Genomic DNA, 15768 nt, shown 5'->3' on the forward strand with positions numbered 1-15768 from the left:
CCCGAACGGCTTCCCCGCTGCCCGTCCCGGGGTCGAAATGGCTTAGGGGGTCAGGTTAGGGGGCGGGGGCCGTAGAGGGCCGCCTCGGCGCCGGTGGTCATGGCCCAGTAGCGGTCGCCGTAGGACCAGTGCCACCATTCGGTCGGGTAGTTGACCAGTCCCGCGGCCTCAAGGGCGTCGCCGAGGATCTTGCGGTGCTCACGCGCTTCGGCGGTGATGTTGAGCGCGGCGGTGTAGCAGGCGCCGTCGCTCTCCTCGGGGTTGGCGTTGACCGCCGTGCCCATGTCGAGCTCGACGCCGTCCTCGCCGGCGAGGGTCAGGTCGACCGCCGCGCCCGCCGTGTGCGGCGCGACCTCGATCGGGGAGACGTACCGGCTCGCCGCCGTGTGCAGCTCCTCGGGCGACATTTCGGGAAATGTCGCCCTGAGCTCGTCCTTGTACTCCTCGAAGTACTTCCGCTGAAGCGCCGGAGGCCGGTACCCCTCGACCACCAGCAGCCGGTAGCCGTACGGGAGCCGCCGCTGCGCGTCCTTGAGCCGGGCTAGCAGGCCCGCACGGAGGTGAGCGTAGGAACCGTCGGGGTCCGCCAGCCTGCCGTCGACGGCCAGGACGCCGCGCACATCGGCCAGCGCCTCTCCGCTCTCCTCCACGGGAATGGAGGTCACCCGAGGGTCAGAAATCAGGACGATGTTATGCATGACCAGCAAGTCTTCCACAAAAGACATACTCGGGAACCCCTAGAAAGATCTACTCAGCCGTCCACCGTGCTCGCGAAGACCTCCTCACGCGCCGGGCCGAGGGCGGCCATCACGGCTCCCCGCAGCACGGGGTTTCCCACGACTTCGGTCACGGTCACCCTGGGACGGCTCGGGCAGATCTGGGCCACCGCCTCCTCGACCCGCCGCGCGAGCGCGAGGCCACCGGCCCGGCCCACGTCCCCGCTCAGCACGATCAGGCCCGGATCGAGCACGACCGTCACCGCGGCGACCCCGATGGCGATCCGCCTCGCCAGCTCGTCGAGGAAGCCGTGGTGGCCGCCCTCGACGGCCGCACGGACGATCTCGGCACTCGAGCTCGGGGCGTAGGACGGCCCTGCCGAAGGGCCCTCCGCCATCGTGGACGAACCGTCCGCCGTGAAGGACGGGGCCTCGTCGCGGGGAACGGCGGTGTGGGGGACGCCGTGGGCGGCGGCGAGCTCGGTGACCGCGGTGGTGCCGACGAGGCGCTGGAAGGAACCGGACTGCGGCTCGGTGACGTCGATGGGCAGGGGCTCGCCGGGCACGGGGAGCCAGCCGATCTCCCCCGCCCCTCCGGTGAAGCCCCGGTGCAGGCGTGAGCCGAGCATGACGCCGAGCCCCTGCCCCACCCCCGACCACACCAGGACGAAGTCATCGATGCCGCGCGCCGCCCCGTACGCGTGTTCGGCCAGCGCGGCGAGGTTCACATCGTTCTCGATCATGACAGAGGAGCCGAGCGTGGCGCGGAGGTCGGCGAGCACTCCCGCGTGCCAGTAGGGGAGGTCGAAGGAGAAGCGGACGTCGCCGGTCCGCGGATCGACCACGCCGCGGGTTCCGATGACCAACGCCCGCAGCCGGGACATGCTCACGTTCGCCGAGTCGCAGGCCCGCCGCACCGCGCTGTGCACGGTCTTCACGGGCTCGCCGGTCTCGCAGGGGTCCACGGTGACCTCGGCGATCATCTCGCCGGTGATGTCCGCGACGCCGGCTGTGACGCTGCCGGGCAGCACCTCAAGGCCGGCGACGTAGGCGCTTGCGGGGACGACCGCGTAGAGCGCGGCGTTGGGGCCCCTGCCTCCCGGGCGCTCCCCCGATACGGCCACGAGCCCGCGCTCCTCGAGGCGTGCCAGCAGCTGGCCGGAGGTCACCTTGGACAGTCCCGTGTGTTCTCCCAGCTCGGCCCGGGTCAAGGGCCCTTCGGAGAGCAGGAGCTCCAGCGCCGCGCGGTCGTTGAGCTGACGCAGCAGCCGGGGTGTCCCGGGATGTCGTCTGGGCATGGGGTCGGGCCCCTCTCGTCACGATCCGCTAACGGGCGTTTCTTTTAAGAAAGTTTCTTGTTAGTTTAGCGGCAGTCAGCCCGCAGGCAAGCGATCAGGCCTCGGGATGTCGCAGCGCGGAGCACGAGGATGGCGCTTTCGCAGGTGCACGGCCCCTGAATGCACCTTTCGATGAGCGCGAGCCCGACGCGAAGCCGGGAAGGGAGAACCCAAACGTGAAGTTCGGAAAGATCGCCGCCGCGACGGCCACGACCGCCGCTCTTGCCATTGGTGTCAGCGCGTGTGGAGGCGGCGAGCCCGCCAAGCCGGCGGAACCCCAGGCGTCAGCAGCCGCCTCTGGTCCCAAGTACGCGGGTCAGACGCTGAACGTATGGCGGCTCGGTGCCCCCAATGACGTGCAGAACAAGTACATGGGCGACCTTGACGCCAAGTTCAAGGAGCAGACCGGCGCCGAGGTCAACGTCCAGTGGATCCCGTGGCCGGACGCCCAGAAGAAGTGGACCGCCGCGCTCGCGGGCGGAGAGGGCCCGGACGTCACCGAGTTCGGCAACGACCAGGTGGCCGCCTGGGTGTCCCAGGACGCCCTCACCGATATCAGCGATCTGGTCAAGTCCAGCCCCGACTTCCAGGAGATCCCGCAGAACCTGTGGGGCTACGAGACCATCGACGGCAAGGTCTACGCGGCACCGTGGGGCGGCGGCACCCGCGCCGTCCTCTACCGCAAGGACTGGTTCAAGAGCCTCGGCATCGAGGTGCCCAAGACCTGGGAGGACCTCGTCGCCGCGGGCAAGAAGATCGTCGAGAAGAAGGGCAAGGACGTCGACGGCTTCGCCTTCAACGGCGGCTCCGACGCCAACATGTCGCTCTCGCCGTTCGTATGGTCGGCGGGTGGCGACTTCGCCGCCTTCGAGGGAGGCAAGTGGGTCGGCAAGCTGACCGACCCGGCCTTCAAGGAGGGCTTCCAGTTCTACACCGACCTGGTCACCAAGGACGGCATCTCGGGCAAGTCCCGCCTCAGCCAGAACTCGGTGGACATCAGCCAGCGCTTCGCCGCCGGCAAGGTCGGCATGTACGTCACCGGCGGCTGGGACATCGCCACCATCAAGGAGCAGAGCAAGGGCAAGGTGGCCGAGGACCAGATGGCCTTCTTCTCGCTCCCGAACAAGGAGGGCAGCGGCCCGGCCCCGGCCTTCCAGGGTGGCAACGACATCGCCATCTGGAAGGACGCCAAGAGCCCCGAGCTCGCCGCCGAGTACCTCAAGCTGGCCGCGGGCAAGGAGTTCGGCACCCGGTACGCCAAGGAGGGCGGCCTGCTCCCGCTCTACCCGGACGCTCTGGCGGAGTTCGCCAGCGACCCGGTGCAGGCGCCGTTCGCGGAGACCTTCAAGGTCGCCAAGGGCTTCCCCGCCAGCCCGAACTGGGCCGAGGCGAACGACACCAAGGCCGTCCTGCAGAACGCGGCCCGTTCCGTCATCGAGGGTAAGAAGGACGCGGACACGGCCCTCGCGGACGCGAACAAGGAACTCGAGACCATCCTGAACCAGCAGTAACCATGGCGCAGACGTCAACTGTCGCCCGGGGCGGAGGCAAGTCCTCCGCCCCGGCGCGGCGCCGGTCGCACCGGCCTCCGCGCCGGTCCAGCGGGCTTCCCGCCTGGGTCGTGCCCTACGCGCTGCTCCTGCCGGGCCTCCTGGTCATCGCGGTCCTGCTGCTCTACCCGCTGTACCAGATGGTCGACATGTCCTTCCACAAGGTGGGACTCCGGCAGATCAGGCCCAACCCGCAGCCCGCCGAATTCCTCGGCATGGACAACTACACACAGGTCTTCCAGTCGGACCTGTTCTGGACCTCGCTGCGCAACACCGTGATGTTCGCCCTGATCACCGTCGCCCTGACGCTCGTCGGCGGCACCCTGGTCGGGCTCCTGCTCCACAAGCTGGGCAAGAAGATGTCGACCTTCGTCATCGTCGGCATCATGGCCGCCTGGGCCACCCCGCCCACCGCGACGGCGATCATCTGGAAGTGGCTGTTCGACGCCGACGCGGGCGTGGTCAACTGGGCGCTCAACCTGCTGCCCGACTGGCTCTCCAGCCTGGTGTTCGGACGGGCCGACTGGTCGGGCCAGCCCTGGCTCAACGATCCCACCACCATCTACCTGGTGCTGATCATCGCGGTGGTCTGGGCGTCGTTCCCGTTCATCGCGGTGTCGGTGCTGGCGGGTCTCAAGAGCATCCCGTCGGAGCTGTACGAGGCGGCCAGGGTGGACGGCTCGACGCCCACCAGGACTTTCAGGAAGATCACCTTCCCTCTTCTGAAGCCGGTGTTCTCCGTCCTGCTGGTGCTCTCCGTCATCTGGGACTTCAAGGTCTTCACCCAGCTGTACGTGCTGGCGGGCGGCACCACCAACCGTGACTCGTTCAACCTGTCGCTCTGGGCGTACACCGAGGCGTTCAGCGCGCCGCCCAAGATGGGCTTCGGCGCCGCGATCGCCGTCATCCTCACGGTGATCATGCTGCTGATCACCGCCGTATATGTCCGGCAAATCGTGAAAACGGAGGACGTGCGGTGAACCCGCGATCCGTCAAGCAGCTCAAGCAGTACGGGCTGAACGCGGCCGGCGTCGTCGTGTTCCTGTTCGCCGTCTTTCCCGTCTACTGGATGGTCGCGACCGCGTTCAAGCCCAACGACGAGATCTTCACCACGCGGTTCATCCCGTTTCCGCTGTCGCCGACCTTCGACCACGTGTCGCGGGTGCTCACCAAGGGCGTCGCGGGGCACTCCATCTGGCAGTACCTGTTGAACAGCGCGATCGTCGCCGTGGGCACCGTGCTCATCGGCTCGGTCTTCGCGCTACTCGCCGCCACCGCGGTCGCGCGCTTCAGGTTCCGGTTCCGCACGAGCTTCCTGATCCTGCTGCTGATCGTGCAGATGGTGCCCGCCGAGGCGCTGCTGATCCCGCTGTTCCTCATGGTGAAGCGGCTGGGGCTGTACGACGAGCTCCTCGGCCTGATCATCGTCAACGTGGGGTTCACGCTCCCCTTCGCGATCTGGATGCTGCGGACCTTCGTGGCCGCCGTGCCCAAGGAACTGGAGGAGGCGGCCTCGATCGACGGCGCCAGCCGGTTCATCACGTTCTGGAAGGTACTGTTCCCCCTGGTGGCACCGGGGCTGGTGGCGACGAGCATCTTCTCGTTCATCACCGCCTGGAACGAGTTCGTCTTCGCGCTGACGCTGATCAACGACCAGGGCTCGTACACGATGCCCGTGGCGTTGCAGTTCTTCACCGGACAGCGGTCCACGGACTGGGGCGGCATCATGGCCGCCTCGACGCTGATGACCATCCCGGTCATCGCGTTCTTCCTGCTGGTGCAGCGGCGCATGGTCTCGGGCCTGGTCGCCGGCGCCGTGAAAGGCTGAACACCCCAGCCTTCCCAACTCTGAGCTAAGGAGTCGAGTACTGCCATGTCTGAGTTCTCCGTGGGCGATGGCGATCGGGGGCTGCACCGTCTCGCGGCCGGCACGCTGCTCGTGGCCTTCCCCGGCACCACCGCCCCCGACTGGATCCTCCACGACCTGGAGGACGGTCTGGGCGGGGTCACGCTCTTCGGCTTCAACGTCGCGGGGGCCGAGCGGCTGGCGGCTCTCACCGCGCGGCTGCGGAGCGCCGGCGACCCGGTCATCAGCCTGGACGAGGAAGGCGGGGACGTCACCCGGCTCGCCTACCACGTCGGCAGCCCGTACCCGGGCAACGCGGCCCTCGGCGCCGTGGACGACATCGAGCTGACCCGCAGGGTCTACCGCTCGATCGGCGACGACCTGGCCCGCTGCGGCGTCAACCTCGACATGGCGCCCGACGCGGACGTCAACACCGCCGACGACAACCCCGTCATCGGCACCCGGTCGTTCGGCTCCGACACGGCCCTGGTCGCCCGGCACACCGTGGCGGCCGTCTCGGGGCTGCAGGACGCCGGAGTGGCGGCCTGCGTCAAGCACTTCCCTGGGCACGGCGCCACCCGGCAGGACTCCCACCTGGAGATCCCCGTGGTGGACGTCTCCCGCGAGGTGCTGTGGGACCGCGAGCTCGTCCCCTTCCGCGCCGCCATCGAGGCCGGCACCAAGTCGATCATGACCGCGCACGTGCGGGTCCCGTTCCTGACCGGTACGGCTCCCGCCACCCTGTCGCCCGCGGCGCTGACCGAGCTGCTCAGGGGTGAGCTCGGTTATGACGGCGTGGTGATCTCCGACGCCCTCGACATGCACGCGATCACCGAGAGCGTGGGGCTCGGAGGCGGCGCGGTGCTCTCGCTGGCCGCCGGGTCGGACCTGCTCTGCCTCGGGCCCCTGCCCACCCGGGAGCAGATCCAGCAGATCAAGTCCGAGATCGTGGCCGCCGTGCGCGACGGGCGGCTTACGCTCGCCCGCCTGGAGGAGGCCGCCGAGCGCGTGGCACGGCTGCGCGGCTGGTTCGGAAGGCCGCGCGAGGAGGCCAGGGACGGCAACGTGATCGGCCTCACCGCCGCGCGCCGGGCGGTCAGCCTGTCCGGCACGGCGACCCCGCTGATCGACCCGTTCGTCGTCGAGGTGGACACCCCACCGACGATCGCGGTCGGGGACGTGCCGTGGGGGTTCGCCCCGTGGCTCCCGGACGCCGAGATCGCGCGGGTCAAGCCCGACACCGCGGACGCGGCCGGGCTGCTGCAGCGTGCCCTGGGCCGCTCGCTGGTGATCGTCGTGAAGGACGCCCACCGCCACCGTGCGAGCCAGGACATCGTGTCGGCGCTGCTGGCCGGGCGGCCGGACGCAACGGTGGTCGAGATGGGCCTGCCCATCTGGCGCCCCTCCGCGGGCGCCTACATCGCGACGTACGGCGCCGCCCGCGCCAACGCCCAGGCGGCGGCGGAGCTCCTCACCGCCTGACGACGCCGGAAGGCCGGGCCCGTCAGGAGGCGAAGATCTCCTCACGGGCCTGGTCCAGGGCCGCCAGGATGGCTCCGCGCAGGACCGGCCGGCCCTTGACGTCGCTGACGACGACCTCCGGCCTGATCGGGCAGATGGCGGCCACGGCCTCCTCCACCCGGTGGGTCAGCGCGCCGCCGCCCGCCCTGCCGACCTCGCCGTTGAGCACGACGAGCGTCGGGTCGAGGACGACGCACACCGACGCGACGCCGAGGGCGAGCCGGTGGGCCAGCTCGTCGAGGAACGCCGAACCCCCGTCGCCGCTCTCGACGGCCGCGCGCACGGCGTCGGCGGCGGACCCGCCCGCGAAGCCGTACGGCTCGGCCAGCTCGGCCACCGCCTCGGCACTGATCAGGGACTGCAGGCCACCCGCCAGCGCGGGCATCCGCCCCGGCACGGCCTTGACGTCGGCGGCCAGCGGCACCCCCGGCACCGGCAGGTAGCCGATCTCACCGGCGCTGCCGGAACGCCCGCGGTGCAGCCTGCCGCCGAGGACGACGGCGAGGCCGACGCCGCGCTCCACCCAGAGCAGGACGAAGTCGTCGACGCCCCTGGCCGCGCCCTCGGAGTGCTCGGCGATGGCCGCGAGGTTCACGTCGTTCTCTATGGTGACGGGTCGCCGCAGGTCATGGGCCAGGGCCTGGTGGCTGCCCTCGTGCCAGCCGGGCAGGTCGAAGGAGAACTTCACGTCTCCGCTGCGGGGGTCGACCACGCCGGGCGTGCCGATCACGATGCCCTTCAGGCGGGACAGGGCGACCTTGCCCGAGCGGCAGGCCTTCACCACGGCGTTGTGCACGAGCGCGACGGGATCGCCGTGCCCATTGGTGGAAACCGTCACCTCTGCCACGATTTCGCCGTTGATATCCGCGATGGCGGTGGTCACCGATTCCGGCCCGACATCGAGGCCGGCCACATAGGCGGATGATGGAATCACCCCATAAAGGGCCGCATTGGGCCCCCGGTTCCCCGCCTGTTCTCCGACCACCTCGACCAGGCCGCGCTCTTCGAGCCTCGACAGAGTCTGGGACGCGGTGACCTTGGAAAGACCGGTCATGTCACCGATCTGCCCCCTGGTCAGCGGGCCCGAGGCCAGCAGCAGCTCCAGCGCGGCCCGGTCGTTGATCTCCCGTAGCAACCTGGGCACGCCAGGACGTCGCTCCATTGCATGCTTTCTTGTCGTCGGTCCCCGTTGGGTTCATCACAAAGCGCGGCGCGGTGTGACACAACCATTCATCAGTAAAGCTTCCTGCTAGTTTACCGGCATTGCCTCCCGGGTATCGTCGCCCGCCGGCCCGCCCTCTTCATTGCCGGCCCTTGCCTTCGACCCACAAAGACACGAGGATCACTCATGTCTTAGTCGAAGAGAGGCCTCATGGGCGAGCCCGCAGCCGAGTCCACCACCGAGTCCACCACCGATCCCATGGCCCGGGCCGGGCGCGCCGCCCCCCTGTCAAGGCTGAGACCCGGCACGCCGACCGGCCACCAGATCGCGGTGATCGCCCTCGCACTTGGCGTCCTGCTGCTCACCGACGTGCTGCGGGTGTTCCTGCCGTCGCTCATCACGCTCTTCGGCCGCGCCGGGGACACCCCGCCCGAGCAGATGGGGATGTACGCGGCCCTGCGGTTCGTCCTGCCGCTCGCCGCAGCTCCCCTCTCTCGCCTGGTCTCCCCAAGGCTCGTCGTGCTCGGCGGCGCGATCCTCCTGGCCGCCGACCGCCTGCTACTCCAGGCGACGGACGGCGGCTCGGCCCAGCTCTACGTCGCGAGCGCGGGCGTCTCGTTCGGCCTGGTCTTCCTGTACGGCTGCGCGCTGACGTCCCCGCGTACGATCGTCCCCGCCGGACTGGCCGCCGGGCTCGCGGCCTCGGCGATCGTCCATCTCGCGCTCGGCCAGCTCGACCTGGTGTGGCGCGACGGCCCGCTCCCCTGGCTCGCCGTTCTCGTCCTGTGCGCCGCCTTCGCCTGGTCGGTACGGCTGGCGCCCACGGCCGGGGACGTGGCCCCCGCCGGGGTGTGGTTGGCGTTCGGACCCTTCATCGTGCTGCACGGGATGTACCTCACGACGGTCGGGCTGGCGGACTATCCCGGAGGCAGCGGGCGGAACCCGTGGGAGACCGCCTTGATCGTCGCCGCGCTGGTCTGCGCGCAGTTCCTGATGGTCCTGTTCGCCGCTCGGCCCCCTCGTCAGCGCTGGATCATGATCGTCCAGCTGCCGCTGACCTCGGTCATCCTGGTCGTCTCTTCCGCGCTGCCCCTCGCCGTGCTAATGGCGCCCGCCCTCGGCGCCTGTTTCGGGATGGCCGGGCTGCCCGGAGCCCGGTCGCCCCGGCGGAGCGGGCTCGCGCTGCTCGGCGGGATGCTCGTGTTCCTGGCCTCGGTCTTCCTCTACTACGCCGCCTATGACACCGACCTGGGCTTCGCCAACAGCGCGGTGCCCGGGCTGCTGACGGGCCTGCTCACCGTGCCGGCCCTCCTGGCGGGCAGAGGAAGGACGGCCGATCACACCGGGCAGCCCCGAGCGGGCCGTTTCGAGATCTCGGCACTGTCCACGGCGGCGGTCGTCGCCGCCCTCACCTGGCAGCCGCTGCCGGCCGTACAGGCCAGGACCGGGGATGAGTTCACGCTCGTCGCCTACAACATCCGGATGGGGTTCGGGCTGAAAGGCACCCTCGACCTGGACAAGGTCGCCGCCTGGGCGAGGAGCGAACGTCCCGACGTGGTGCTGCTGAGCGAGGTCGACCGGGGCTGGCTGCTCAACGGCGGCCACGACGACCTGGCGCGCATCGCCAGGGGGCTCGGCATGCGGTACCACTTCGCCCCCGCCGCCGACAGCCTGTGGGGTGACGCGATCATCACCAACCTGCCGATCAGGCAGATCGCCTCGCATCCGCTGGGCGGGCACGACTACCCCACCGGGGCGCAGGCCCAGGCGGTCGTCGTCGAGGTCGGCGGGAAGGAGGTCGGGATCGTCAACACCCACCTCCAGGCTCCGCCCGGCCAGGCGCCCGAGGTCGCGGCCATCGCGCGGGACCTGGCGGCGGGCATGAGCGCGGAGAGCGCCGGGACCTCGGCGCCGGGCGCGCTGGAGCCCCGACCCGGTACGCCCACGACGGAAACGCCGGCCGGAAGCGGGCCCCGGCCCGTGCTGCTGGCGGGAGACCTCAACACCACACCCACCGACCCCGAGATGCGCGTGCTGGAGGCCGCGGGGCTCTCGGACCCCCTGACGGCGTTGGGAAATCCCAATACATCCCCCGCCGACGATCCGGTCAAACGCATAGATCACGTGCTGGTGAGCCGGGGTCTGACGGCGGTCGAGGCGCGGGTGCCGCGCGTGGGTTTCTCAGATCACCTGCCCGTTGTGGTGAGGTTGCGCGTAACCAGGGTTTAGCAGGCGGGATAATCGACAACATGCGTCTTTCCGCCCGTGTCGACTACGCCCTTCGAGCCGCCGCAGAGCTGGCCGCCTCCGGCAGCGGCCCCACCACGGTGGGCGAGCTGGCCAAGGAACAGGAAATGCCCCCCAAGTACCTGGAGAACATCTTGCTCCAGATGCGCCGGGCGGGTCTGGTCCGCGGCCAGCGAGGTCCCGAGGGTGGTTACGTCCTCGCCCGGCCCGCGACCGAGATCTCACTGGCCGATGTGATCCGCGCCGTGGACGGGCCGCTGGCCAACGTCCGTGGCGAGCGACCTGAGCACGTCGGTTACCGGGGAGCGGCCCGCTCCCTCCAGCAGGTGTGGATCGCCCTGCGCGCCAGCGAGCGCGCGATCCTGGAGGAGGTCACCCTGGACCAGATCGCCGCCGACGCCCTGCCCGAGCGCGTGATGGAGCTCGCGGCCGACCCGGCCGCCTGGGACTGACCGCGCCATGCCCGAGGGCGATGCCGTCTACCGCACGGCCGCCAGGCTGCGAGCCGCCCTCGACGGGCGGGTGCTCACCCGGTCGGACTTCAGGGTGCCCAGGTACGCCACGGCGGACCTCACGGGCCGCGCGGTGCTCACGACCGTGTCACGCGGGAAGCACCTGCTCACGAGGATCGACGGCGGGCTGACCGTCCACACGCACCTTCGCATGGACGGAAGCTGGCGGATCCACCCCGTGGGCGCGCACGTCCGGAGGGGCGACGTCGTGCGGCTGGTACTCGCCAACGAGCGGTGGCAGGCGGTCGGGACCAGGCTCGGCATGGTCGACCTGCTGCCCACCGACCGGGAGCACCAGGTCGTCGGCCATCTGGGGCCCGACCTGCTCGACCCCGGCTGGGGCTCCGGGCACGTGGAGCGGGCGGCGCGGAACATCGCGAGCCATCCGGACGCGACGATCGGGGACGCCCTGCTCGATCAGCGCAACGTGGCGGGCATCGGCACGATCTGGCGGGCCGAGACGCTGTTCCTGTCGGGGGTGTCGCCGTTCAGGCGCGTCGGAGAGGTGGAGAACCTCGAGAAGATGATGGCGCTCGCCCACAGGCTGCTGGACGCGAGCAAGGACAACGCGGGCGGTCCGCTGACCACGGGCGACCAGCGCCCAGGAAGGCGCCTTTGGGCGTACGGCCGGGCCGGGCGGCCCTGTCTTCGCTGCGGGAACAAGATGGTCGGCGGTGAACTCGGGGCGCAGCCATACGAAAGAGTGGTGTTCTACTGCCCCGCCTGCCAGCCCCGCTAGCGGGCCCGGTCACCGGACAGCGTGCGAAACACAGACCACCACGAGTCAAACACCCGTGACAGTCCAGCTCATCAGGACGGAAAGCCGGCGACCGCGGCGACTACGCGGCGACCATGTCCTTGACTTCGGGAAAACCGTCGAACTCGGGGCCCGAGATCGTGCTGGACACGGTCTCGGAGACAGGAAGACGCTCGTGCTCGGGCGCATCGGCCAGAACGGGCGCGTGTTGAAGCTCGGCCAGCGCGAACTGGTCGGAAACCTCACGGAGCACCTGTGAGAGCGGCACACCGAGGGCACCGCAAATCGAGGCGAGCAGCTCCGAGGACGCCTCCTTCTGGCCACGCTCCACCTCGGACAGATAGCCAAGGGAGACACGTGCCAGGGTGGAAACCTCTCGCAGGGTGCGTGCCTGCCGCACCCGCAGCCGCCGCAGCACGTCACCGAGCAGCTGACGCAGCAGGACCATCTGTCGCTCCCTCCCGGGCGCAGGCGTCTTCACGACGCTCCGCGCGGTCGGTTCGTATCGCCCGTTTTTCGAATGCCCTTCGTACATGCTCCTCGCCGTCATCATTGGTTCGCTCGGCCCCTTTGCCGGGCGTACGCCGGACCTGCTCCTCACCGATGGGTCACGAACCTCACTCACAGCTCCACCGTACCCGCATCGACCAACAGGGCGGCAGACCGTGGGGAGCATGTTCGCTGGTGACGTAACGCGGTAATCATCCGGAATGTTCCCCCATTTGCGCCTCCAGCACACCTCTCAGGAGATCCAAACCCTCCCGCACCGTACTTTCACGGATCTCTTCCCGAGATCCCGGGAAAAGCGCGTCTCGCCGCCAAATGGCGCCCTCAGGGCCGCTCACGGCGATGTGGACCGTGCCGACCGGTTTGCCGTCCTGCTCGTCAGGCCCGGCGACCCCGGTCACGGCCAGCCCGTACGTGGAGCCCGCGAGCGCGCGCACGCCGGCCGCCATGGCCGCCGCGACGTCCGGATGGACCGCACCCTCCCGATCGAGTAGATCTTTTGGGACGCCGAGGATCGCGGCCTTCAGGTCGGTGGCGTAGGCGATGACCCCGCCCCGGAAGGCGGCGGAGGCCCCACTGGGCGTGGTGAGCGTGGCGCCGATGAGCCCGGCCGTGAGGGACTCGGCCACCGCGACCGTGGCCTTCCCGCGAACCAGGAGGGACAGCACGTCGGCGGCGGCGGCCGAGGTCATCCGCCGCGCGCCTTCTGTGCGACCTTGCGCAGCCGCAGGGCACGGATGACGTAGTCGAGCCCGGTGACCACGGTGACGGCCAGGGCGAGCCCCATGGCGACCCACCTGAACGGGCCGGGGACGCCGGGGAAGATGTAGAGCGCGATCGCCACGATCTGCAGCACGGTCTTGACCTTGCCGCCGTAGCTGGCGGGGATGATGCCGTGGCGGATCACCGCGAAACGCAGGGCGGTGACGCCGATCTCTCTGACGACGATCACGACGGTGATCCACCAGGGCAGCTCGCCGAGCACCGACAGCGTGACCAGAGCCGCGCCGATCAGAGCCTTGTCGGCGATGGGATCGGCGATCTTGCCGAAGTCGGTGATCAGCCCGTACCGCCGGGCCAGCCAGCCGTCGAGCTGGTCGGTGAGGGAGGCGAGCAGGAAGACGATGAGAGCCGCGGTGCGCCAGCCGGCGCCCTCGACGAACAAGCAGGCGACGAAGAACGGGACGACCACCAGCCGGAGGACGGTCAGCACGTTGGCGATGTTCCACGGGCTGACCTGCCGAGCCACGGACTCCACCATCGGCTCGGTGCCGATCTCCGGCGGGTTGGTCATGGTCCGGCCTTGATGCGGGCGATCAGGTCGACCCCCTCGGCGTCGACGACCGTGGCGCGCACGATCTGGCCGGGCAGCAGGCCGATGCCCTGGACGGTCACGGAACCGTCGACCTCTGGGCCCTGGTGGGCGGCACGGCCCTCGTAGCCGCCGTCGCCCAGGTCCTCCTCGACGAGCACCTCGATCTCGGTGCCGATGCGCTCCTCGGCGCGCTGGGCGGTGAGCTCCTCGGCGAGCTCGGTGAGCGCCGCCACCCGCTCGTCGATGGTCTCCTGGTCGAGCTTCGCGCCGAGGCGCGCGGCCTCGGTGCCGTCCTCGTCGGAGTAGCCGAAGACGCCGATGACGTCGAGGCGGGCCTCGTCGAGGAACCCGACCAGCTCGGCGAACTCGGCCTCGGTCTCCCCCGGGAAGCCGACGATGAAGTTGGAGCGCACGCCGGCCTCGGGGGCGCGGTCGCGGACCGTCTCCAGCAGGTCGAGGAACCGGCGCGGGTCGCCGAAGCGGCGCATGCGGCGCAGGACGGGCCCACTGGCGTGCTGGAAGGACAGGTCGAAGTAGGGCGCGATGCCCTCGGTGCCCGCGATCACGTCGATGAGGCCGGGGCGGAGCTCGGCCGGCTGGAGGTAGCTGACGCGGACGCGCTCGATGCCGTCGGTGGCGGCGAGCTCGGGCAGGAGCTTCTCCAGGGCGCGCAGGTCGCCGAGGTCCTTGCCGTAGGAGGTGGAGTTCTCGCTGACGAGCACCAGCTCCTTGACGCCCTGACCGGCGAGCCAGGCGGCCTCGGCCAGCAGCTCGTCGGGACGGCGCGAGACGTAGGCGCCGCGGAAGGCGGGGATGGCGCAGAAGGTGCAGCGACGGTCGCACCCGGAGGCGAGCTTCAGCGAGGCGACGGGACCGCCGGACAGGCGCTTGCGCAGGGTGCGCGGGCCGCTCGCGGGCGCGAGGCCCTCGGGCAGCTCGCCGTGGCCGGGGATGTGGGCGTGGGAGGCTCCGGTGGAGCGCTCGACGGGGCTGATGGGCAGCAGCGTGCGGCGGTCGCGTGGGCTGTGCGGCTTGAGCGGCCGGCCGTCGAGGACGTCGTCGAGACGCGCGCCGATGTCGGTGTAGTCGTCGAAGGAGATGACGGCGGAGGCCTCGGGAAGCGCCTCCGCCAGCTCCTTGCCGTAGCGCTCGGCCATGCAGCCGGCCGCCACCACCTTGGCGCCGGAGTCCGACGCGGCGAGCAGCGTGTCGATGGAGTCCTTCTTCGCCGAGTCGATGAAGCCACAGGTGTTGACGACGACGACATCGGGGTTGTCGTCATCGAGCTGCCACCCGGCGGCCTCCATGCGCGCGGCGAGCTCCTCGGAGTCGACTTCGTTGCGCGCGCAGCCCAGTGTGATCAGCGATGCGGTTCGGCGGGAAGACATGATGGCTCTACGGTATCGGGAGTTGGCCACCGCCTGGCGCACTCCCCCCGTTCTTCCGCCCCCGGCCGCCGTGAGCGGCGCCCCCGGCCCATGCCGAGCGGCGCCGCCGGGAGGCGACCGGGGTCAGGCCCGGCCGCGCCCCGGGATCATCTGGAGCCGGGCTCCTCCGGGCCGAACGACCTGCGCACGAGCTGCCCGACCTTGCCGGGAACGCCGACGTGCTTGCCGTTCACCTGCAGGTCGACGCCCCCGGCGTTGCCGATGGTGACCCGCATCTCCTTGTGCGTCTTCCAGGTGGACGTCTGCCCCGCGGGCATGGTGCCGCGGAACATCTGCTTGCCCTTGCTGTCGCTGACCTCCACCCACGACGGTTTGTTGGCCTTCACCTGGAGCGTCACCAGGTCGCTCGCCGGCTTGGCCGCCTTGGAGTTGGTGGAGGGCCTGGCCGTGGTGGACCCCTTCGGGGTGGGCGTCGGCTTGTCCGCGCCCGTGGCGAGCGGCTCCCCCGAGCCGCTCATCACCCGGGTCACCCCGAAGACCGCGACGATGGCGAGGGCTATCGCCATCGCGGTCGACCAGTTGGGGCTGCGGCGGTCGCGAAGCTTGATCGTGCTCTCGGCCTGGAAGACCGCCGCGGCGCGCACAGGACGCGGCACACCTCCGTGTTCCTCGTCGAACTGGTGCACGATGGCGTCGGGATCGAGCCCGAGCGTCTTGGCGATGTTGCGGACGTGACCTCTCGCGTAGAAGTCGCCCCCGCAGAGCGAGAAGTCATCTCGCTCTATGGCGTATATGACCGTTTCTCTGATCCGCGTGCGGCCGCTCAGCTGAGCGACCGTCATGCCTGCCGCGTTGCGTGCCGCGGCCAGCGTCACTCCAATGCTCATACGTCCCCCTCGCCGTGCACCTG

The 15768-nt window shown here is 70.1% G+C and carries 15 protein-coding genes; 7 read left to right on the top strand and 8 right to left on the bottom strand.

Annotated features, from left to right (window positions below):
• Positions 1 to 50 precede the first annotated feature (50 nt).
• Both ACOZ38_RS34810 and ACOZ38_RS34815 read right to left on the bottom strand, forming a co-directional pair.
• Positions 51 to 698: a M15 family metallopeptidase gene (locus tag ACOZ38_RS34810; protein WP_424535281.1), complete on the bottom strand. Its 648-nt coding sequence runs from the start codon at positions 696 to 698 to the stop codon at positions 51 to 53.
• A 53-nt stretch (positions 699 to 751) separates the two neighbouring features.
• Positions 752 to 2014, bottom strand: a complete 1263-nt coding sequence (locus ACOZ38_RS34815) for an ROK family protein (protein ID WP_424535282.1) — start codon at positions 2012 to 2014, stop codon at positions 752 to 754.
• 215 nt (positions 2015 to 2229) lie between these two features.
• Between ACOZ38_RS34815 and ACOZ38_RS34820 the strand changes: the two genes are divergently transcribed.
• The 4 genes from ACOZ38_RS34820 to ACOZ38_RS34835 are packed head-to-tail and all read left to right on the top strand — an operon-like array spanning position 2230 to position 6931.
• Positions 2230 to 3564, top strand: a complete 1335-nt coding sequence (locus tag ACOZ38_RS34820) for a sugar ABC transporter substrate-binding protein (protein WP_424535283.1) — start codon at positions 2230 to 2232, stop codon at positions 3562 to 3564.
• 2 nt (positions 3565 to 3566) lie between these two features.
• Entirely contained in the window at positions 3567 to 4583 is a 1017-nt protein-coding gene (locus ACOZ38_RS34825) for a carbohydrate ABC transporter permease (RefSeq protein ID WP_424535284.1), read from the top strand.
• The gene (locus tag ACOZ38_RS34830) at positions 4580 to 5431 is read left to right on the top strand and encodes a carbohydrate ABC transporter permease (RefSeq protein ID WP_424535285.1); all 852 of its coding nucleotides are present in this window, start codon (positions 4580 to 4582) and stop codon (positions 5429 to 5431) included. The genes ACOZ38_RS34825 and ACOZ38_RS34830 overlap by 4 nt, the downstream gene beginning before the upstream one ends.
• A gap of 45 nt (positions 5432 to 5476) precedes the next feature.
• Positions 5477 to 6931, top strand: a complete 1455-nt coding sequence (locus ACOZ38_RS34835; protein ID WP_424535286.1) for a glycoside hydrolase family 3 protein — start codon at positions 5477 to 5479, stop codon at positions 6929 to 6931.
• Between the two features lie 22 nt (positions 6932 to 6953).
• On the opposite strand, the gene ACOZ38_RS34840 is transcribed toward ACOZ38_RS34835, so the two are convergent.
• Positions 6954 to 8132, bottom strand: coding sequence for an ROK family transcriptional regulator (locus ACOZ38_RS34840; protein WP_405140369.1), 1179 nt, complete (start codon positions 8130 to 8132; stop codon positions 6954 to 6956).
• Positions 8133 to 8342: 210 nt separating this feature from the next.
• Here ACOZ38_RS34840 and ACOZ38_RS34845 point away from each other — a divergent pair, with 210 nt between their 5' ends.
• The 3 genes from ACOZ38_RS34845 to ACOZ38_RS34855 are packed head-to-tail and all read left to right on the top strand — an operon-like array spanning position 8343 to position 11630.
• Positions 8343 to 10361, top strand: coding sequence for an endonuclease/exonuclease/phosphatase family protein (locus ACOZ38_RS34845; protein WP_424535287.1), 2019 nt, complete (start codon positions 8343 to 8345; stop codon positions 10359 to 10361).
• 20 nt (positions 10362 to 10381) lie between these two features.
• Positions 10382 to 10831, top strand: coding sequence for an RrF2 family transcriptional regulator (locus tag ACOZ38_RS34850; RefSeq protein WP_405140372.1), 450 nt, complete (start codon positions 10382 to 10384; stop codon positions 10829 to 10831).
• Between the two features lie 7 nt (positions 10832 to 10838).
• Complete coding sequence (locus ACOZ38_RS34855) at positions 10839 to 11630, top strand: DNA-formamidopyrimidine glycosylase family protein (protein WP_424535288.1); 792 nt, start codon at positions 10839 to 10841, stop codon at positions 11628 to 11630.
• A gap of 100 nt (positions 11631 to 11730) precedes the next feature.
• On the opposite strand, the gene ACOZ38_RS34860 is transcribed toward ACOZ38_RS34855, so the two are convergent.
• The 5 genes from ACOZ38_RS34860 to ACOZ38_RS34880 form a co-directional block, all read right to left on the bottom strand.
• On the bottom strand, positions 11731 to 12096 hold the full coding sequence (locus tag ACOZ38_RS34860; protein ID WP_363912264.1) for a helix-turn-helix domain-containing protein: 366 nt from the start codon (positions 12094 to 12096) through the stop codon (positions 11731 to 11733).
• A gap of 253 nt (positions 12097 to 12349) precedes the next feature.
• The gene (locus ACOZ38_RS34865) at positions 12350 to 12847 is read right to left on the bottom strand and encodes a CinA family protein (protein ID WP_424535289.1); all 498 of its coding nucleotides are present in this window, start codon (positions 12845 to 12847) and stop codon (positions 12350 to 12352) included.
• A complete protein-coding gene (gene pgsA / locus ACOZ38_RS34870; protein WP_424535290.1) occupies positions 12844 to 13449 on the bottom strand; it encodes a CDP-diacylglycerol--glycerol-3-phosphate 3-phosphatidyltransferase in 606 nt (201 codons plus the stop codon). Before pgsA ends, ACOZ38_RS34865 begins: the two co-directional genes overlap by 4 nt.
• A complete protein-coding gene (gene rimO / locus ACOZ38_RS34875; RefSeq protein WP_424535291.1) occupies positions 13446 to 14858 on the bottom strand; it encodes a 30S ribosomal protein S12 methylthiotransferase RimO in 1413 nt (470 codons plus the stop codon). The genes pgsA and rimO overlap by 4 nt, the downstream gene beginning before the upstream one ends.
• Positions 14859 to 15004: 146 nt before the next feature.
• Positions 15005 to 15745, bottom strand: coding sequence for a helix-turn-helix domain-containing protein (locus tag ACOZ38_RS34880; RefSeq protein ID WP_424535292.1), 741 nt, complete (start codon positions 15743 to 15745; stop codon positions 15005 to 15007).
• Between the last annotated feature and the right edge of the window lie 23 nt (positions 15746 to 15768).

The organism is Sphaerisporangium viridialbum, from assembly GCF_049674955.1.
Classification (GTDB): domain Bacteria; phylum Actinomycetota; class Actinomycetes; order Streptosporangiales; family Streptosporangiaceae; genus Sphaerisporangium; species Sphaerisporangium viridialbum.